This window comes from Streptomyces sp. NPDC000878, assembly GCF_053599695.1.
In genome coordinates this window covers 68,033-85,960 of record NZ_JBSFMT010000012.1, presented here as the reverse complement: position 1 = coordinate 85,960, position 17,928 = coordinate 68,033, and the positions used below count along the sequence as shown (strand labels likewise).

16 protein-coding genes and 1 pseudogene are annotated in these 17,928 nt (G+C 70.0%); 11 read left to right on the top strand and 6 right to left on the bottom strand.

Annotated features, from left to right (window positions below; translation table 11 throughout):
• Positions 1-39: 39 nt before the first annotated feature.
• Both ACWDR4_RS13830 and ACWDR4_RS13825 read left to right on the top strand, forming a co-directional pair.
• Positions 40-897 carry an aldo/keto reductase gene (locus ACWDR4_RS13830; RefSeq protein WP_450407942.1) on the top strand — a complete coding sequence of 286 codons (858 nt, stop codon included), beginning with the start codon at positions 40-42 and terminating at the stop codon, positions 895-897.
• 173 nt (positions 898-1,070) lie between these two features.
• Positions 1,071-1,784, top strand: a complete 714-nt coding sequence (locus ACWDR4_RS13825) for an LmeA family phospholipid-binding protein (RefSeq protein WP_450407939.1) — start codon at positions 1,071-1,073, stop codon at positions 1,782-1,784.
• 25 nt (positions 1,785-1,809) lie between these two features.
• On the opposite strand, the gene ACWDR4_RS13820 is transcribed toward ACWDR4_RS13825, so the two are convergent.
• The 3 genes from ACWDR4_RS13820 to ACWDR4_RS13810 are packed head-to-tail and all read right to left on the bottom strand — an operon-like array spanning position 1,810 to position 5,332.
• Positions 1,810-2,835, bottom strand: coding sequence for a VOC family protein (locus ACWDR4_RS13820; RefSeq protein ID WP_450407936.1), 1,026 nt, complete (start codon positions 2,833-2,835; stop codon positions 1,810-1,812).
• Positions 2,832-3,704, bottom strand: a complete 873-nt coding sequence (locus tag ACWDR4_RS13815; protein WP_450407933.1) for an alpha/beta fold hydrolase — start codon at positions 3,702-3,704, stop codon at positions 2,832-2,834. The genes ACWDR4_RS13820 and ACWDR4_RS13815 overlap by 4 nt, the downstream gene beginning before the upstream one ends.
• Positions 3,701-5,332, bottom strand: coding sequence for a bifunctional 3-(3-hydroxy-phenyl)propionate/3-hydroxycinnamic acid hydroxylase (locus ACWDR4_RS13810; protein WP_450407930.1), 1,632 nt, complete (start codon positions 5,330-5,332; stop codon positions 3,701-3,703). Before ACWDR4_RS13810 ends, ACWDR4_RS13815 begins: the two co-directional genes overlap by 4 nt.
• 118 nt (positions 5,333-5,450) lie before the next feature.
• Between ACWDR4_RS13810 and ACWDR4_RS13805 the strand changes: the two genes are divergently transcribed.
• Positions 5,451-6,083 (top strand): TetR family transcriptional regulator, encoded by a 633-nt coding sequence (locus ACWDR4_RS13805; RefSeq protein WP_450407927.1) that lies wholly within the window; start codon positions 5,451-5,453, stop codon positions 6,081-6,083.
• Between the two features lie 40 nt (positions 6,084-6,123).
• On the top strand, positions 6,124-7,170 hold the full coding sequence (locus ACWDR4_RS13800) for an amidohydrolase family protein (RefSeq protein WP_450407925.1): 1,047 nt from the start codon (positions 6,124-6,126) through the stop codon (positions 7,168-7,170).
• 25 nt (positions 7,171-7,195) lie between these two features.
• Here the strand turns inward: ACWDR4_RS13800 and ACWDR4_RS13795 are convergent, their stop codons facing one another.
• Complete coding sequence (locus tag ACWDR4_RS13795; protein WP_450408181.1) at positions 7,196-7,918, bottom strand: IclR family transcriptional regulator; 723 nt, start codon at positions 7,916-7,918, stop codon at positions 7,196-7,198.
• A 108-nt stretch (positions 7,919-8,026) separates the two neighbouring features.
• Between ACWDR4_RS13795 and ACWDR4_RS13790 the strand changes: the two are divergent.
• The 4 genes and pseudogenes from ACWDR4_RS13790 to ACWDR4_RS13775 all read left to right on the top strand — a co-directional run bounded on the left by ACWDR4_RS13790 (position 8,027) and on the right by ACWDR4_RS13775 (position 11,206).
• Positions 8,027-8,877 (top strand): annotated as a pseudogene (locus tag ACWDR4_RS13790) (2-keto-4-pentenoate hydratase).
• Positions 8,874-9,833 (top strand): acetaldehyde dehydrogenase (acetylating), encoded by a 960-nt coding sequence (locus ACWDR4_RS13785; protein ID WP_450407922.1) that lies wholly within the window; start codon positions 8,874-8,876, stop codon positions 9,831-9,833. Before ACWDR4_RS13790 ends, ACWDR4_RS13785 begins: the two are co-directional and overlap by 4 nt.
• Positions 9,830-10,873, top strand: a complete 1,044-nt coding sequence (gene dmpG / locus ACWDR4_RS13780) for a 4-hydroxy-2-oxovalerate aldolase (RefSeq protein ID WP_450407920.1) — start codon at positions 9,830-9,832, stop codon at positions 10,871-10,873. The genes ACWDR4_RS13785 and dmpG overlap by 4 nt, the downstream gene beginning before the upstream one ends.
• A 51-nt stretch (positions 10,874-10,924) precedes the next feature.
• The gene (locus ACWDR4_RS13775) at positions 10,925-11,206 is read left to right on the top strand and encodes a zinc-ribbon domain-containing protein (protein WP_450407918.1); all 282 of its coding nucleotides are present in this window, start codon (positions 10,925-10,927) and stop codon (positions 11,204-11,206) included.
• A gap of 19 nt (positions 11,207-11,225) precedes the next feature.
• On the opposite strand, the gene ACWDR4_RS13770 is transcribed toward ACWDR4_RS13775, so the two are convergent.
• A complete protein-coding gene (locus ACWDR4_RS13770; RefSeq protein WP_450407915.1) occupies positions 11,226-13,274 on the bottom strand; it encodes a DUF1996 domain-containing protein in 2,049 nt (682 codons plus the stop codon).
• 252 nt (positions 13,275-13,526) lie between these two features.
• On the opposite strand from ACWDR4_RS13770, the gene ACWDR4_RS13765 reads away from it, so the two are divergent.
• Positions 13,527-14,891 (top strand): FAD-dependent oxidoreductase, encoded by a 1,365-nt coding sequence (locus tag ACWDR4_RS13765; protein ID WP_450407914.1) that lies wholly within the window; start codon positions 13,527-13,529, stop codon positions 14,889-14,891.
• Positions 14,892-14,993: 102 nt separating this feature from the next.
• Here ACWDR4_RS13765 and ACWDR4_RS13760 read toward each other — a convergent pair whose 3' ends face one another.
• Complete coding sequence (locus ACWDR4_RS13760) at positions 14,994-15,311, bottom strand: YkvA family protein (protein ID WP_450408178.1); 318 nt, start codon at positions 15,309-15,311, stop codon at positions 14,994-14,996.
• Between the two features lie 472 nt (positions 15,312-15,783).
• Here ACWDR4_RS13760 and ACWDR4_RS13755 point away from each other — a divergent pair, with 472 nt between their 5' ends.
• The gene (locus tag ACWDR4_RS13755; RefSeq protein ID WP_450407912.1) at positions 15,784-16,218 is read left to right on the top strand and encodes a DUF485 domain-containing protein; all 435 of its coding nucleotides are present in this window, start codon (positions 15,784-15,786) and stop codon (positions 16,216-16,218) included.
• Positions 16,212-17,810, top strand: coding sequence for a solute symporter family protein (locus ACWDR4_RS13750; RefSeq protein ID WP_450407910.1), 1,599 nt, complete (start codon positions 16,212-16,214; stop codon positions 17,808-17,810). Before ACWDR4_RS13755 ends, ACWDR4_RS13750 begins: the two co-directional genes overlap by 7 nt.
• The last annotated feature ends 118 nt before the right edge of the window (positions 17,811-17,928 follow it).

Sequence of the window (17,928 nt, the reverse complement as noted above, 5' to 3'; positions counted from 1 at the left end):
TGCTTCTGCTTCGCGAGACCCGGAAGAGGTCACGAGCACATGGACACTCGACGCATCGGTGACGTGGAGATCAGTGCGATCGGTCTGGGCGGGATGCCCATGTCGATCGAGGGCCGGCCGGACGAGGCCCGTTCCCTCGCCACCATCCACGCCGCGCTCGACACGGGCCTGACGCTGATCGACACGGCGGACGCCTACCACCGGGACGCCGACGAGGTCGGTCACAACGAGACCCTCATCGCCAAGGCGCTCGCCACCCATGAGCGCGGCGCGGACGTGCTGGTCGCCACCAAGGGCGGGCATCTGCGTCCCGGTGACGGCAGTTGGACCCTGGACGGCTCCCCCGAGCACATCAAGGAGGCGTGCGAGGCCTCTCTGCGCCGCCTGGGCGTGGAGGCCATCGGGCTGTACCAGTTCCACCGGCCCGATCCCAAGGTCCCGTACGCGGAGTCGGTCGGCGCGATCCGGGACCTGCTGGACGAGGGCAAGATTCGCCTGGCCGGTATCTCCAACGCGAACCCGGACCAGATCCGGCAGGCGAACGAGATCCTCGGCGGACGTCTGGTCTCCGTGCAGAACCAGTTCTCCCCGGCCTTCCGCTCCAGCGAGCCGGAACTGCGGCTCTGCGACGAGCTGGGCATCGCGTTCCTGCCCTGGAGCCCGCTCGGCGGTATCTCCCGGGCCGGCGGGCTCGGTTCGACGTACGCCGCCTTCGCCCGGGTCGCCGCGGCCCACGGTGTCAGCCCGCAGCGCGTGTGCCTGGCCTGGATGCTCGCCAAGTCCCCGGTGGTCGTCCCGATCCCGGGTTCCTCCCGCCCGGAGACCATCCGTGACTCGGCGGCGGCCACGGAACTGACGCTCTCCGCCGAGGAGTTGGCCGAGCTGGACGCCGTCTGAGCCGCTGGGCGCCCGGCCCGGTTGGACCGGGCGCCCTTTCTCCGTCCGGGTCGGACGCCTTGACGCGGCCTTGAACATCCGCACGTCCGTTCATGGTCGACAGCGACCTAGAGTCTCCCCCGGCCTCCGTGTGAGCGCCCTGTACTCGGCTCGACACAACATGGGGGATCGGCGTGAGACGTCGATGGGTGAAGGTTCTGCTGATCACGGTCGTGGTGCTCGCCGCGCTGTTCACGGCGGCCGACCGCATAGCGGTGCACTACGCCGACCAGGAGGCCACGCGGCTCGCCAAGGAGAAGTACGGCTACGCCAACACCACCGACGGCGACCTGGACGTGTCGATCGAGGGCTTTCCCTTCCTGACGCAGGCGGCCGGTGAAGAGTTCGGTCACGTGGCCCTGACCGCGCACCGGTTCTACATCGACACCACGAACAACGCCCAGGGCGGCTATCTGCACATCGACCGTCTCCACCTGGACCTGCGTGATGTGCGGGTGACGTCGTTGACGGCGCGCAGCGCCGAGGCGAACCTCGCCACCGGCACGCTGACCATCTCGTACAAGGAACTGTCCGGAGTGGTCACCCGGCTCGCGGGCAACGGCGGCCCGTTGGAGGTCTCCCGGGCGTCGGGCTCGAACGGCCAGGCGGCACGCGTGAAGGTCGCAGGCACGGTCGGCGGTACGGCGTTGAACGCCACGGGGACGCTCCTGGCGCAGGGTACGGAGCTTTCCCTGACGGTCCCCGGTGTCGAACAGGCCGGACTGGTCTGGCGGATCGGCCTCCCGGAGGGCGTCGGCTTCGCATCGGCGCGGGCCACCGCGGACGGCGTCGAGATCGGCCTCGTCGGTCACCAGGTGACGCTCGGCTCGTCGCGCTTCGGAGGCTGAGGCGATCCGGAGTCGAGGCAGTCCGTCAGTCGTCGGGGATGCCGGAGCCGCTGAGCGCCGGGACGGTTTTCTCCGGGCGGGCGAGGGAGCGGGCGCCCAGGCGGAACTGGGCGAGCTTGTCGACGATGGTCCGGCCGACCGGCAGATGGCCCCAGACGCTGATGCCCTGGTGGGTGGAGGGCTCCCAGGTGGACTCGTCGACCACGATCGGGTTCCAGCCGACCTCCCACTCGAAGCCCGAGGGGGTGCGGGCGTAGTAGGAGAGTTCCCTGTCGTTGGTGTGCCGGCCGACCGACAGGGCCATGTCGAAGCCGAGTTCGTGCACGCGCTCGTAGCTGCGGGCGAGGTCGTCGAGAGACGCGGCCTGGATGTTGAGGTGCTGCACGCGGGTGCGGACCGGGTCGATGGGCAGGCCCCGGACGGCGGCGATGGCTATGGAGTGGTGGCGCTCGTTGAGGCGCAGGAAGCGGATCCTGAGTTTGACACCGCTGATCGTCTCGTCGATGTAGTCCGTGAGGCGGGCGTCGAAGACGGTGGTGAAGTAGCCGCGCATCAGGGTGGGTCTGGCCGAGGTGATCGCGACATGGCCCATACCGGAGTCACCGGTGACCCAGCCGGAGGCGAGCATCCGCAGGGGTTCGGATGTGGTGACGGGCCTGGTGGAGATCTCCTGGGTGATGCCCTTGGGGCCGGGGAAGCGGAGCAAGCGTTCGACACCGCGCTGCTTCGCCTCCTCGGCGGTGCCCTCGACGCAGGGGACGCCATGGGCGCGGACTCGGGCCTCGATCTGTTCGAACGTGGTGTGGTCGTCGAGGTGCCAGCCGGTGGCGACGACGTCCTCGGCCGGACCGCGCCGCAGCAGGAACCGGCACTCCTGGTCGTCCAGGCGGAAGCGCGTCAGGCCGGTGTCGAGGTCGTCGTGGTGCATGCCGATGGCGTCGGTGCCGAAGCGGCGCCAGTCCGTGAAGCGGTTCGTCTCGATGACGATGTGACCCAGACGCACGGAGCCGAAGACGGAGGCGTTGCCGAAAGGCTTGTCGAAGGCGTTCATCGACGGCCCGCCAGGAAGTCGGCGCAGATACGGTTGAACAGCTCCGCGCGTTCGAACTGGACCCAGTGCCCGGTGTTGGCGACCTCGTAGAGGTCGCAGTCGGGCATACGGTCGGCCAGCATCCGGCCGCCGGAAGGGCGGTTCACCTTGTCCGCCGCTCCCCACAGCACCAGCGTCGGGACGGGCAGCCGGGACAGGCGCTCGTCGCGGGTGAAGTCCATCTTCCACAGGGTGCGCAGGGCGTTCGGGCCCGACGGACGGCGCAGCGGTGGAGCCGCCACGACCTCAGGATCGATGCTGGCCTCGTAGCGGGCGTCGATGACGCTGTCGGGCACGTCGGCGGCGTTGAAGACCAGGAAGTCGCGGATGAACTTCTCCAGCTTGGGCCGCGAAGGACCGTCCCCGGAGTAGTAGTTGAGCAGGCTGTTGAGGCCCGGTGTGGGCAGGGCTCGGGTGGTGCCGATGCCTCCGGGGCCCATCAGCACCATGCGCTCGACCCGGTCGGGGGTGTCCAGGGCGAGGCGCAGGGCGCAGGCGCCGCCATAGGAGTTGCCGACCAAGTGGGCCTTGTCCAGGCCGAGTTCGTCGAGGAGGCCGCGGATGCCGGTGGCGAGGTGTCCGAACGGGTCGGTACCGTCGACGCCCTTGGTGCTGCGGCCGTAGCCGGGCAGGTCGGGCACGATGACCCGGTGCTCTTTCGCCAACTCGGCGATGTTCCTTGAGTAGTTGGAGACGCCGGAGGCGCCGGGGCCACCGCCGTGCAGCAGCAGGACGGGCGGGCCGTCACCGGTCTCGGCGACGAAGATCCGCCGGCCACCGATGTCGACCAGGGACTCCTGCATGGGCGGGAGTGCAGTGTGTGTGGTCATGACGCTCCTTGGCTGATGTGGGTGGGGGCCTGTGCGAAACCTGCCGGGGGCGGCGGGAGTCGGGCGCCCCGGGGAGCGGCGGCGTAGACGAAGGCGTCCGGGCGCAGGGCGAGGGTGGCCGTGCCGTGTCGCCCCATCCAGGCGAGCAGCACACCGTCGCTGTCGACGACCGCCCCCTCGGCCGGGCGCGACCCCGCCGCCAGGACGGCCAGCGAGGGGACACCGCAGCGGTCCCACGCGGGCTGCGGGGTGGACAGGCCGCCGTACAGGAGGAGCCAGCGTCCGCCGAGTACGTCGTCGAGGCGGACCCGTCGCCCGTCGGGGCCCGTCACCCAGGGCTGCGGTATCTGATGCCCGGCGGCCTTGGTGCGCGGGTGGGCCAGAAACCCCTTGGCGTAGTGGGCGGCCGGTATCCAGTGGGCGTCCACCAGACGGCCGCTGAGGCGCGACAGTCCCAGCCGACCGCTGAGACCCGACGACCCGAATCGACCGGTTGTGCCCGACAGCCCGCGGACCGCGTGCAGTGCCGTGTCCCGCAGCCTGGCGACGGGCAGCCGCCGTTCGGTGATGATCTTCCCGGTGAACACGGCCCGCCGGGTGATCTCCTTGACGTGCGGCTTGCGTTCGGTCTCGTAGGAGTCGAGGACCGTCTCGGGCAGCTCGCCGCGCAGAACGGCGGCGAGTTTCCAGCACAGGTTGGCCACGTCCCGTACCCCGGCGGCCATGCCCTGGCCGATCCACGGCGGCATGGCGTGCGCGGCGTCACCGGCGAGGAAGACCCGGCCCACCCGGAAGCGGGCGGCGAAGCGGACGTGGTGGCTGTAGACGGTGGCCCGCAGGATCTTGATCTGGTCCCGGCCGATCCCGTACCGGGACACCATCGCGTGGATGGCGTCGTCGGTGGTCAGCTGCTTCTCGTCGTCGCCGGGCAGGATCGGGAACTCCCAGCGGTGGTGCCCGAGCGGGGTCGGGCAGTCCACCGCCGGGCGCGCCGGGTCGCAGCGGAAGCGCAGCCGGTCGTGGTCCGGCCAGGGCTTGAGCATCTTGGTGTCGACGACGACCCAGCGGTCCTCGTACGTCCGCCCCTCGTAGCCCACGTTGAGCTGGGCGCGGGTGAGGCTGGAGCCGCCGTCGGCCGCGATCACGTACCGCGCGCGCAGCCGTCGTACCGAGTCGTCCGCGGCGGCGAGCGCGGTCAGCTCGACCCCTGCCCCGTCCACGGGCTGGACCAGGCGCAGGCACTCGTGGCGCAGCAGGATCTCCACGTTCGGGTAGCGGTCGACGCCGTCGCGCAGGACCCGTTCCAGCGCCGGCTGGTAGATGAACATCTGCGGCGGATGGCCGTGCCCGCGCGGCGCGGGGCAGGCGCTGAGGAAAGTGCGGCCCCGTGCGTCGACGAAGTCCAGGGGCCGCTCGGCCAGCATGTCCTCCTTCAGCCGGTCCGCCAGTCCGGTCCGCTGCCAGATCCGGATGACCTCCTCGTCCGTGGAGATCGCCCGCGCCCGGGAGTAGATCTCGGCGTCGCGCTCCAGTACGACCACCCTGAGGCCCAGCGCGCCCAGCAGGTTCGCGGCGGTCACCCCCGTGGGCCCGTAGCCGATCACCGCTATGTCGTACGTCTCCCGCATCGGGCCACCTCACTGTCGCCACTCTTGCTGTAGTAGTCATTCCAATTGGAATGGCCGCTACGGTAAGCTGGGTACCCTGAGGGGTCAAGGGCTGGGAACGACGGAAAGGGCACATGCGATGACCAGGGCAGAGCCGGCACGCAGAAAGCGTGCGAACGGGGTGGAGTCGCGGCAGCGCATCCTCGATGCCACCGTCGAGATCGCGGGTGAGCGCGGGTACGAGGGCACGTCCATCGCGGCGGTGAGCGCCAAGTGCGGGCTGCCCGCCAGCTCGATCTACTGGCACTTCGAGGACAAGGACGACCTGATCGCCGCGGTCATCGAGCGCAGCTTCGAGACCTGGCTGGCGGCCCTGGACCTGCCCGGCGGGGAGACCGGGACACCGCTGGAGCGGGTGACGGCGATGGCGGCGAACGTGGCGAGGTCGCTGGTCGACGCGCCCGACTTCCTGCGCCTCGGCCTGATGCTCGCCCTGGAGCGGCGGCCCAGCGAGCCCCGTGGCCGCACCGTCTTCCTCCAAGTCCGCGAGATCGCCCGGCAGCGGGTCGCCGAAGTGGTCGAGGCGCTGTTCCCGGAGCTGGACGAAGCCGCCGTGCACACCCTGACCACCTACGCGGTGGCCGGTGCCGACGGCCTGTTCATCCGCCGGGAGGTCCATGGCGACGCCGTCGACCTGGTGGCGATGTTCGAGCTGCACGCCCGCCTGGTGTACGAGGCGGCGGTCCGCCTCACCGCAGAAGGCAACAAGTAGAAGGCACCAAGCAAGCCGTACGAGAGCCATGAGGCACACCATGACCACAGCACCCCGCAGGATCGATGTCCACCAGCACCTCGTCCCACCCCTCTACCGCGACGCACTCTCCCGGGCCGGGATCGCCGAGGCGGGCGGCCGGGCGCTGCCCGACTGGAGCCCCGAGGCGACCCTGGATCTGATGGACCTGCTGGGGACCGACACGGCGATCCTGTCCGTCTCCACCCCCGGCACCGGCTTCCTCACCGACCCGCCGGAGGCCGCCTGCCTCGCCCGGCGCCTCAACGACTTCTCCGCCGCCCTGGCCGCCCAACACCCCGACCGCTTCGGCTGGTTCGCCACGCTGCCCATGCCCGACGCCGGGACGTCCGCCAAGGAGGCCGAGCGCGCCCTGACCGGGCTGGGCGCCGACGGAGTCACCCTGCTCGCCAACAACAACGGCTCCTACCTCGGCGCCGACGGCCAGGACGCCCTGTGGCAGGTCCTCGACGAGCACGGCGCCGTGGTCTTCGTCCATCCGGCGGATCTCCCGGCACCCCCGGTCGACGGCATCCCGCCCTTCGCCGCCGACTTCCTCCTCGACACCACCCGTGCCGCCTACCTCCTCGTACGCAACGGGGTTCCACGCCGCTACCCGCACATCCGGTTCGTCCTCAGCCATGCGGGCGGCTTCCTGCCGTACGCCTCCCACCGCATCGCCGTCGCCATCGCCGGCACGACAGGGCGCAGTCCCCTCGACGTCCTGGACGACTTCCGCGGCTTCTACTTCGACACCGCTCTCTCCGCCAGCCCGGCCGCGCTGCCCACCCTGCTCGCCTTCGCCCGCCCCAGGCATGTTCTGTTCGGCAGCGACTGGCCCTTCGCGCCCACGGCCGCCGGTCAGTACTTCGCCAACGGTCTGGACAGTGGCGTCGATGCGGCCACTCTCGCGGCCGTCAATCGCGCCAATGCCGAGGCGCTCTTCCCGCGTCTGGCCGGCGCTCCCGCCGTCGCCCCGGCCCGGCCGACCGCCGTCCGGCTGCGCCACTCCGCCCAGCGGGCCGGTGCCCGACTCTTCTTCAAGATCGCCCAGCCCGGGACCAACTGACCAACCGAAGGCCCCGTGGCTGCCGTCAGCCGCCCCTGCGCAGCACCCGGGACAGCCCGAGGGCCGCCGTCCGTACGGCGGGTGCCAGTTGGGCCGGGCTGAAGCGGGTACGCGGGACCGCGACCGACAGGGCGGCGACCGTGGTGCCGCCCGCGAACACGGGGGCCGCGATGCAGCTCATGCCCAGCGCGGCCTCCTGCTCCTCGTAGGCGAGGCCGGAGACGCGGATCTTCTCCAGGGCCGTCCGCATCCGGGCCGGATCGGTGATCGAGTGAGGGGTCAGGCCCGGCAGCGGCCGGGACAGCACCTCCTCCATCAGCTCCGCACCCGAGAAGGCCAGCAGGGCCTTGCCGACGCCGGTGCAGGTCAGCGGCAGGCTGCCGCCGATTCGGGAGGGCAGCCACGAGGCCTCGTGGCCGTGGATACGCTCCAGGTAGACCACCTCAAGGCCCTCACGGACTCCGAGGTGGACGGTCTCGTGGGTCGCCTCGAACAGATCCTGGAGGAAGGGCAGGGCCGTCTCCCGCAGATCGAGCCGGTGCGGCACCAGCGAACCCAGCTCGAACAGCTTGGCGCCGAGCCGGTACTCGGCGCCCGAGCGCTCCAGCCAGCCCAGCCCGACGAGATCCGCCGCCAGCCGGTGCACCGTCGGCTTGGGCAGACCCGTCCGCTCCGAAAGTTCCGACAGGCGGAAAGAACCGCCGTCCGGACGGAAGCTCTCGATGATGAGCGCGGCCTTTTCCAGCATGCTGCCGCCCGCACTGTTCCGTGTCACGGAACAAAGTTTGTCCCTTCGACCGGACGCTGTCTATATCGATATCGACCCGCCGCTTCCCCTTCCCCCTGGAGGCAATCCATGTCGACCGTGCCCGACGGCGTCCACCCGGACCCCGTGTCACCGGCCGTGCTCAAGGCCGCCGACCTGCTGGCGGAGGCCACCCGCACCGGCATCCCCTGTCCGCCCGTACGTGATCTGTTCGAGGACGGCGCCGATCTGCGGACCGCCTACGCCGTGCAGCAGCTGAACGTCCGGCGCGGCTCGGACGCCGGACGCCGGATCGTCGGCCGGAAGATCGGCCTGACCTCGGTCGCCGTACAGCGGCAACTCGGCGTGGACCAGCCCGACTTCGGGGCGCTGTTCGCCGACATGTACGTGCCCGACGGCGGCACGGTGCCCGCCGGCGGCTGCTGCAGCCCAAGGTGGAGGCGGAGGTCGCGCTGGTGCTCGGGCGCGATCTGCCGCACCCGGAGTGCACGGTCGTCGACGTGCTGCGGGCGGTCGACTTCGCGCTGCCCGCGCTGGAGATCGTGGACAGCCGGGTGCGGGACTGGGACATCTCCCTCCTCGACACGGTCGCCGACAACGCCTCCTGCGGGCTGTACGTCCTCGGCGCCACCCCCGTCCCCCTCACCGCCGTGGACCTGCGCGCCGTGACGATGACCATGACCCGCAACGGCGGGACCGTCTCCGAGGGCACCGGCGCCGACTGCCTCGGCAGCCCGCTGAACGCGGCGGTCTGGCTGGCCTCGGCGCTCGCCGAGCGCGGCGACCCACTGCGCGCCGGCGACCTGGTGCTGACCGGGGCACTGGGCCCGATGACCCCCGCGGTCGCCGGAGACGTGTTCGAGGCTCGCATCTCGGGCCTGGGCTCGGTACGGGCCGCCTTCGCCGATACCGAGAAGACCGAAAAGGGGGACGGCCAGTGAGCGACAGGACCAAAGTGGCCGTCATCGGCTCCGGCAACATCGGCACCGACCTCATGATCAAGGTGCTGCGGCTGTCGGAGACCCTGGAGATCGCCGCCATGGCCGGCATCGACCCCGACTCCGACGGACTGGCCCGCGCCCGCCGCCTGAAGGTGGCCACCACCCACAAGGGCGTCGAGGGGCTCGTCGCCCTGGACGAGTTCACCGACGTGGAGATCGTCTTCGACGCCACCTCCGCCGGTGCCCACCGTCACCACGACGCGGTGCTGCGCCCGCTGGGCCGCACCCTCGTCGACCTCACCCCGGCCGCCCTCGGCCCGTATGTCGTCCCGCCGGTCAACGGCGACGCCCACCTCGACGCGCCGAACGTCAACATGGTCACCTGCGGCGGCCAGGCCACCATCCCGATCGTCGCCGCCGTGGGCGCGGTCGCCCCGGTCCACTACGGCGAGATCGTCGCGTCCATCGCCTCCCGCTCCGCCGGTCCCGGCACCCGCGCCAACATCGACGAGTTCACCGAGACCACGTCCGCCGCGATCGAGCAGGTCGGCGGGGCCGCCCGGGGCAAGGCGATCATCGTCCTCAACCCGGCCGAACCCCCGTTGATCATGCGGGACACCGTGCACTGCCTGGTCTCCGACTGCGCCACCGAGGCCGTGACCGCGTCCGTGGAGGAAATGGTCGGCCGCGTCCAGGCGTACGTGCCCGGCTACCGGCTCAAGCAGAAGGTGCAGTACGAGCGGGTCGCCGCCGACGACCCCCTGCGCACCCTCGCCCCGGGCGCCGCCGACCCGCTGAAGGTGTCGGTCTTCCTGGAGGTCGAGGGCGCCGCCCACTACCTCCCGGCCTACGCCGGAAACCTCGACATCATGACCTCGGCCGCGCTGCGCACCGCCCAACGCATCACCGCCCACCGCATGACCGCACAAGGCGCCACCGAAGGGGCCGCACGATGAGCACGACGAGCGCCACGACCACGACGGCCACCCGCCTGTACGTCCAGGACGTCACCCTGCGGGACGGCATGCACGCCATACGGCACCGCTACACCGTCGGCCAGGCCCGCGCCATCGCCGCCGCCCTGGACTCCGCCGGGGTGGCCGCGATCGAGATCGCCCACGGCGACGGTCTGGCCGGGTCCAGCATCAACTACGGCGTCGGCGCCCACACCGACTGGGAGTGGATCGAGGCCGTGGTGGACGCCACCACGCACGCGGTGCCCACCACCCTGCTGCTGCCCGGCATCGGCACGCTCCACGACCTCAGGCGGGCCCACGCCCTCGGCATCCGCAGTGTCCGCGTCGCCACCCACTGCACCGAGGCCGACATCTCCGCCCAGCACATCGCCGCCGCACGCGAGTTGGGCATGGACGTCGCCGGGTTCCTGATGATGTCCCACATGGCCGAGCCGGCCGAACTCGCCCGCCAGGCCAAGCTGATGGAGTCGTACGGCGCCCACTGCGTGTACGTCACCGACTCCGGCGGGCGCCTCACCATGGACGACGTCCGTGACCGCTTCCGCGCCTACCGCGAAGTCCTCGACCCGGCAACGGCGTTGGGCATCCACGCCCACCACAACCTCGCCCTGGGCGTGGCCAACACGGTCGTCGCCGTGGAGAGCGGCGCCGTACGCGTCGACGCCTCTCTCGCCGGGCAGGGCGCGGGGGCGGGCAACTGTCCCCTGGAGGCGTTCGTCGCGGTCGCCGACCTGATGGGCTGGGACCACGCCTGCGACCTGTTCCCGCTCATGGACGCCGCCGACGACCTCGTACGCCCCCTCCAGGACCGCGAGGTACGGGTCGACCGTGAGACCCTCACCCTCGGCTACGCGGGCGTGTACTCCAGCTTCCTGCGCCACGCCGAAGTCGCCGCCACCCGCCACGGTCTCGACACCCGCGCCATCCTCGTCGAGGCGGGCCGACGCGGCATGGTGGGCGGCCAGGAGGACATGATCACCGACATCGCTCTCGACCTCACGGCCCCCACCGGGAGCTGACGGAAAGGTACCGTCGCCCTACCAGGGACGTACATCGACGGGACTGAGAACATGATCATCTTTGGCACCAAGGGATACCTGTACCAGCTCGCGATACTCACGCTGGTCTGCGGGCACTGTGGCAATCCCTCCGCACACACGCTCAAGAAACGCGTCACGAAGTTCACTCTCTTCTTCGTGCCCCTGTTCCCGTTCTCCACGAAGTACCAGACCCAGTGCACCTTCTGCGGTGCCGAGCAGAAGGTGACCAAGGAGCAGGCGGAGCAGCTGCAGGGCGGCGCCGCCGGTGGCCCGACGAACACGCCGCCCCAGCAGCAGTCCTACCGCCCCTGAGCGGAGGCGCCCACGGCCGTCATCGTGATGCCTTCCTTGTGCGGCGCAGCATCAGGAAGCCGGCGATCAGGAGAACCGCTCCGACCGCGGCCGGCCACAACTGGGTTCCCGTGTCGGCGAGATCACCGGTGACCGCCTGGGGTGCGGGCTGCGCGACGGAGTCGTCGCCGCTGCTCTCGTCGGCGGTCGCCGCGCTGCCGACCTCGCTGTCGGCGTCGTTGCCGTCGTCCGTCGGCGACACAGCCGACTCGGCCCGCTGGGTGGCCGGCGGTGACGTGTAGGCCTTGGGCTCCGCTTCGACGGGCTCCTTCGTGGGAGTGGGCGTGGGCGTGGCGCTCGCCGGGTCCGGGGCCTGTGTGCTCACCGAGGGAGTCGGCGAAGGCTCTGCCGTCTCGTCGTCGCCCGGGGTGTCCGTGGGGTCCGGGGTCGGCTCGTCGGTCTCCTCGGACGGCGGGTCGGGAGTCGGTGACGGGCTGTTCTCCGGGTCCTCGCCGTTCGGGGAACCGGCCTCGCACCGCCGTCCGGCGTTGATGCAGTCGACCATCTCCCGCATCAGGTTCTCGTCGAAGACGTTGATGAAGTCGCCGTGGTCCGTGACCGGCTTGTGCAGTTGCTCGGGGAAGGCGTCGACCGCGAACAGCGGGGTCGTACGGCCGCCGTCCCGCAGGCTCGGGGCGTCGACGTCGTACACGATGCGCTGCACCAGCTGCGGAATCGCCCGGAAGCCGGTCGGGCAGTTGCCGTTGGCGTCGGCGAACGCCACGTGGGTGCGGTGGTTGGCGCTGTCGATGTTCGTGCCGTCCCAGCAGCTCTGGAACCTGAAGGTGCGCACCACGTCGCTGCCCGACGGGCAGAGCGGGTACTTGTCCTTCAGCTGCCGGTCCTCGAAGCCGGTGCAGCTCCAGGAGGCGTTGGCGTTGGCCGTGCCGTTGACGAACGCCTTGGCGTCACCGGTGATGATGCGCAGCAGCCGGGGCATCGCCACGACCTCGCCGCGCGGGCTGCCCACGAACGTCATCGTGACCTGCTTGGGCGTGACGATCTCACCGGCGTTGCCTTCGATGCCGCCGCCGGGAGAGTTGGCGTCCTGCTCCTGCGTTCCGTTCTGGAGGCGCAGCACGGGCCAGAAGTAGGAGGACTTGTCGCCCTGGTCCACACAGGTGGTCTGTGCGGCGGCCAGGTCCTCGTCGCTCGCGAAGGCGTTGTTGGACTGGTTGCCGACGTAGTCGTGGAAGTGGTGGGCGCCGTTGGAGACACCGGGGGCCACGATGACGTTGTCCGAGTTGAACAGCCCGTTCGCGTTCACACCGCAGCTGGTGGTGAAGGTGCCACGGGAGGCGTCGCTCTGCCGGGACGGGGTCTGCGCGGCGGGCTGGACGGTGGTGATGTCCGCGAAGTCGTCGGCGACCGGGCCGTTTCCGGCCTGACCGCCGTTGCCGCCGCCGTCCTGCTGGCCTTCCTCGCCGCCCTGGTCGTCTCCTTGGCCGTCGCCTTGGCCATCGCCTTGGCCGTCGCCCTGGTCCTGGCCGTCCTGACCGTCCTGGCTGTCGCCGTTCTGGTCCTGGCCTTCGCCGCCCTGCCATTCCTCCCCGGGCTGGTTGCCGGAGTCCCGGAGTGTGCAGGCCGCCAGGGTCTCGAGTCCCTCGGGGCGGTCTCCCACGCGGTCGATGGCGATCGCGATCCGTTCGAGGGTCGCGGTTCGCTTCTCCTTCAGCGGGTTCATGATCGCGGAGTCGGCGAAGCCACTGTCCTGCCGCATCTCCTGCGTCGAGTTCTGGAGCCGCTGATACGCCTCGGCTGTCTGCTGGTCCAGGGCGGCGAGTTCCCTGTCGACCTCCGGCCGCGCCTCGTCCGGTACGGCCGCCAACTGGTCGCCGACATCGGGGCAGTCGATCGTTGCGGCTCCCGAATACTGCGTTTGCTGGGCCGCGTCACCGCCCGTGCCGCCTTCGGTGGCCGAGGCGTAGACGTTGCCCACGACCAGTCCACCTCCGCCCAGCATGAGAGCGACCGCCGCAAAGGTGGCGCGGCGTGGACCTGTTGGGCGTCTGCGCGTGTTACGTCCCACGGAGTACTCCTGCACTGCATGGCCGGATCGACATGGAAATGCCCCCAGTGCCATACGCAGCCGGACTCCCGGGCGTTCAAGTGCCCCGCAGATTCATAGGAACCTCTAAGGAGACCGGGGTGAGCAGGGGTCCCGCAGACCCCATAGGTCCGCCTTATGAGCCCATAACCCGGACCCCCGTACTAGCTTAGGCTTGCCTTAGTTTAGGCTTCCTTCGAAGATCTCTTGTCATCGTTCGAAGGGAACCTGATCATGCCTCGCCCTCTGCGGGTGGCCATTGTCGGAGCCGGCCCGGCCGGGATCTACGCCGCCGACGCGTTGCTCAAGTCCGCAGTGGCCGTGGAGCCCGGCGTGTCCATCGACCTCTTCGAGCGGATGCCCGCCCCCTTCGGTCTGATCCGGTACGGCGTCGCCCCCGACCACCCGCGCATCAAGGGCATCGTCACCGCCCTGCACCAGGTGCTCGACAAGCCGCAGATCCGCCTCTTCGGCAACGTCGACTACCCGGGCGACATCAACCTGGACGACTTGCGCGCCTTCTACGACGCGGTGATCTTCTCCACCGGGGCCACGGCCGACCGGGCGCTCGACATACCGGGCGTCGAGCTGGACGGCTCGTACGGCGCCGCGGACTTCGTCTCCTGGTACGACGGACACCCGGACGTGCCGCGTACGTGGCCGCTCGACGCGGAGAAGGTCGCGGTCCTCGGGGTCGGCAACGTCGCGCTCGACGTGGCGCGCGTGCTGGCGAAGACGGCGGACGAGCTGCTGCCGACCGAGATCCCGGCCAACGTCCACGAGGGTCTCAAGGCCAACAAGGCGCTCGAGGTCCATGTCTTCGGCCGCCGTGGCCCGGCGCAGGCCAAGTTCAGCCCGCTGGAGCTGCGCGAGCTGGACCACTCCCCCAACATCGAGGTCATCGTCGATCCCGAGGACATCGACTACGACGAGGGCTCGATCGCGACCCGGCGGGGCAACAAGCAGGCCGACATGGTCGCCAAGACGCTGGAGAACTGGGCGATCCGCGACATCGGCGACCGGCCGCACAAACTGTTCCTGCACTTCTTCGAGTCGCCCACCGAGATCCTCGGTGAGGACGGCAAGGTCGTCGGTCTGCGGACGGAGCGGACCGCTCTCGACGGCACCGGCAACGTCAAGGGCACCGGCGAGTTCAAGGACTGGGACCTCGGCGCGGTCTACCGCGCGGTGGGCTATCTCTCCGACAAGCTGCCCAAGCTGCCCTGGGACGTCGAGTCGGGCACCGTCCCCGACGAGGGCGGCCGGGTCATCGAGGAGACCGGCGAGCACCTCGCGTCGACGTACGTCACGGGCTGGATCCGGCGCGGCCCCGTGGGCCTGATCGGGCACACGAAGGGCGACGCCAACGAGACCGTCGCCAATCTGCTGGACGACCACGCGAACGGCCGCCTCCGCACGCCCGTCTCACCCGACCCGGAGGCCGTGGACGCGTTCCTCGGCGAGCGGAACGTCCGCTTCACCACCTGGGAGGGCTGGTACAAGCTGGACGCCGCGGAGAAGGCCCTGGGCGAGCCCGAGGGCCGCGAGCGCGTCAAGATCGTCGAGCGCGAGGACATGCTCCGGGCCAGCGAGGCGTAAGCGACACCTCAGGGACGACGACCAGGAGCAACCGAGAAGGACCACGGTAGAAGGGCCCGGCTCGCGGGGTAACCGCGAGCCGGGCCCTTCTCGTCCCTCACCTCATTTGCCCGAGCGGCCGGCCGGAGCGGACTCCGACGCCGGGCCGCCGTCGAGTTCCCGTGCCTGCGTACGCAGGGAGCGCAGGGCCAGCAGGAGTACGCCAATGTCGTCCAGGTAGACGGGGTCGGGCACGAGGTCGGTCGGGAGCACCAGGTAGGCGACCGCGCCCCAGAAGACCCAGCGCGAGCCCGTCGGCAGACCCGCGCGGCGCAGATCCCGGCGGGTGCGGACCAGCCGTACCAGCACGGTGGCCGCCACGGCCAGCGCGGCCACCGCCAGGACCGCGACGACCAGGATCAGTGTCGTGGTGGAATCCATCATTCCTCCGCCGTTCCGCGCTCGCCTCTACCTGTCCCTCTTACACTTCCCCACACTTCGACTTCCCCCTCACAGGGCCTCCACACCGCGGCCCCACGCCTCTCCCGTACGGCGCATTTGAGCCACCTCAATGGGCGGGAATAGTCCGGACCTTATCCGTCGCGGCGGATTTCCGCAGGTTGCACCGGGCCGCGAAGTGATCAAGAAGTGCGCGAATGAGTCATTACTCAGGAGTAATTCAAAGCGAGTTGATTGTTCCGGAGCGCCGCTGCCATAATCCGCTTCCTGACCCGTAGTCACCCCCGACGGGCTCCGCATCGGAATTCACTCGGCGAAACGTCCGGATTCACGATTCCCCCACCAAGTCCGCACAAGAACGTGACTCCGGCATTTTCCGTCACCCCGGTGAGCTGGATGATCAACGCTCGGAAGAGTTGGATGCGCGACATAATGCAGCAAAGAAGGTGCGTTTATGTCCAATTATTTCACGCGGCCCGACGAGCCGCCCGCATACAGCCCGACATACACCGAACCCACACCTGAGCAGACGATACACGCCCATCCCGAATTTCAGACGTTGCGGAACGACTACCGCCGCTTCGCGGCCGTTTCGACCGCGCTCGCCGTCGGCGGATTCTTGCTCTATGTCCTGTTGTCGAACTTCGCGCCAGGAATCATGAATCAGCCACTCGCCGGTCATCTGACGCTCGGGCTGGCACTCGGACTGGGGCAGTTCGTGGTGATGGGGGTGACCGCCTGGCGCTATGTACGGCGGATGCGCACCCGCTTCGACCCGGTCGCCCGGGGACTGCGCTCCCAGTTGGAGCAGCGCCGACCCGCCCAGCACCGTACGGCCGAGCAGGCCGGCCCCCGTCCGCAGAGCAAGAGGGAGTTCCGTACGTGGTGACGACGACCATCGGTGCCGGTGTTGTCGATCCGTTCAGCCGGCAGTTGACCTTCGTGCTGTTCCTGTCGGTCGTCGTGGTCACGTTGTTCGCCGCGCTGCTGATCGCGCCGCAGCGCGACGAGGTCGGCGAGTTCTATCTCGGCAACCGGGAGATGTCGCCGCTGCGCAACGGGCTTGCGATGTGCGGGGACTACCTCTCGGCCGCGACCCTGCTGGGCAGTACCGGACTGGTCGCCCTCACCGGCTACGACGGGCTGCTGTATCTGTGCGGCACCACGGTCGCCTGGATGATGGTGCTCCTGGTGATCGCCGAACCGCTGCGCAACTCGGGCAGGTTCACCCTCGGGGACACGCTGGCGCTGCGGCTGCCGCAGGGCGGACGGTCGGTCCGGCTCGCGCTCTCCCTCTGCACCCTGGCCATCTGCTGCCTCTATCTGGTGGCCCAACTCGTGGGCAGCGTCGCCCTGTTGACCCAGTTCACGGGCGTCCCCAGCTCCACCACCCGCACGTTGTGCGTCGTCGTGATCGGCACCATCGTCATTGTGTACGCCTCGCTCGGCGGTATGCCCGGAGCGACGTTCATCCAGATCGTCAAGGCCGTGATGCTCATCTCCGGTGTCGCCGTCACGGCCGTCATGGTGCTGCACCGCTTCGACTGGAACGTCAACGCGCTGCTGGAGGCCGCCACCGAGAACAGCGGCATCGGCCAGCGGTTCCTCGAACCCGGGCTGCGCTACGGCGGGAGCACCACCAGCAAACTCGACTTCCTCAGCCTCCAGTTGGCCATCGTGCTCGGCCTCGCCGCGCTCCCCCACGTGATGATGCGGCTGCTCGCCCCGCGCTCCACCAACGTCCTGCGCTCCTCGGTCGTGTGGGCCGCGGGTCTGGTCGGTTTCGTCTGTCTGGCGGCCGGCATTCTGGGTCTGGGCGCCACCGCCCTGGTGGGCCGCGACTCCATCGTCGACACCGACCCGAAGGGCGACGCGGCCGTTCTCCTGCTCGCGCAGTCCATCGGCGGCGGGGTGCTCACCGCGCTGCTGTCCTGCCTCGCCTTCGTCACGCTGCTCGCGGTCGCGGCGGGTCTCACCCTCGCCGCGGCCTCGTCCCTCGCCCACGACCTGTACGGCGAGGTCATCCGCAAGGGGCGCGCCACCCAGGCCGAGGAACTGGGCGCGGCCCGGCTGGCCGCGGTCCTCATCGGCGCGCTGGGGATGGGACTGGCCCTGCTGTCGTGGGAGACCAACGTCTCGACGCTCGCCTTCCTCGCCTTCGCCATCGCCGCGTCCGCCCTCCTGCCCACGCTCCTCTACAGCCTGTTCTGGCGGCGCTTCAACTCCCGGGGCGCGCTGCTCAGCCTGTGCGGCGGGCTGGTCTGCTCGGTACTGCTGGTGGTGTTCTCGCCGGTGGTCTCCTCAACCCCGTCCTCCATCTATCCGTCGTCGGACTTCGCCTGGTTCCCGCTGCAGAACCCCGGCATCGTCTCGATCCCGGCGGGCTTCTTCCTGGGCTGGCTGGGTACGATCCTGGCGCCCCGCCAGGAGACGTCCGCGTTCGAGGAGTTCGAGGTCCGCGCACTCGTCGGCGCCGAGTAGCACGGACACCTGCGGTGGCGGAGGGGGGATTCTCGCCCCCGCCGCCCCTACCCGTTCCCATCCCTGGGGGCTACGCCCCCAGACCCCTGCTATCGGCCTGAACGGCCTCGTCCTCAAA

Bases quoted from the DNA above. Each gene is read 5' to 3' on its own strand.
- ACWDR4_RS13830 (WP_450407942.1), top strand. From the start codon at position 40: ATGGACACTCGACGCATCGGTGACGTGGAGATCAGTGCGATCGGTCTG.
- ACWDR4_RS13820 (WP_450407936.1), bottom strand. From the start codon at position 2,835: ATGAACGCCTTCGACAAGCCTTTCGGCAACGCCTCCGTCTTCGGCTCC.
- ACWDR4_RS13815 (WP_450407933.1), bottom strand. From the start codon at position 3,704: ATGACCACACACACTGCACTCCCGCCCATGCAGGAGTCCCTGGTCGAC.
- ACWDR4_RS13810 (WP_450407930.1), bottom strand. From the start codon at position 5,332: ATGCGGGAGACGTACGACATAGCGGTGATCGGCTACGGGCCCACGGGG.
- ACWDR4_RS13805 (WP_450407927.1), top strand. From the start codon at position 5,451: ATGACCAGGGCAGAGCCGGCACGCAGAAAGCGTGCGAACGGGGTGGAG.
- ACWDR4_RS13800 (WP_450407925.1), top strand. From the start codon at position 6,124: ATGACCACAGCACCCCGCAGGATCGATGTCCACCAGCACCTCGTCCCA.
- ACWDR4_RS13795 (WP_450408181.1), bottom strand. From the start codon at position 7,918: ATGCTGGAAAAGGCCGCGCTCATCATCGAGAGCTTCCGTCCGGACGGC.
- dmpG (WP_450407920.1), top strand. From the start codon at position 9,830: ATGAGCACGACGAGCGCCACGACCACGACGGCCACCCGCCTGTACGTC.
- ACWDR4_RS13775 (WP_450407918.1), top strand. From the start codon at position 10,925: ATGATCATCTTTGGCACCAAGGGATACCTGTACCAGCTCGCGATACTC.
- ACWDR4_RS13765 (WP_450407914.1), top strand. From the start codon at position 13,527: ATGCCTCGCCCTCTGCGGGTGGCCATTGTCGGAGCCGGCCCGGCCGGG.
- ACWDR4_RS13760 (WP_450408178.1), bottom strand. From the start codon at position 15,311: ATGGATTCCACCACGACACTGATCCTGGTCGTCGCGGTCCTGGCGGTG.
- ACWDR4_RS13755 (WP_450407912.1), top strand. From the start codon at position 15,784: ATGTCCAATTATTTCACGCGGCCCGACGAGCCGCCCGCATACAGCCCG.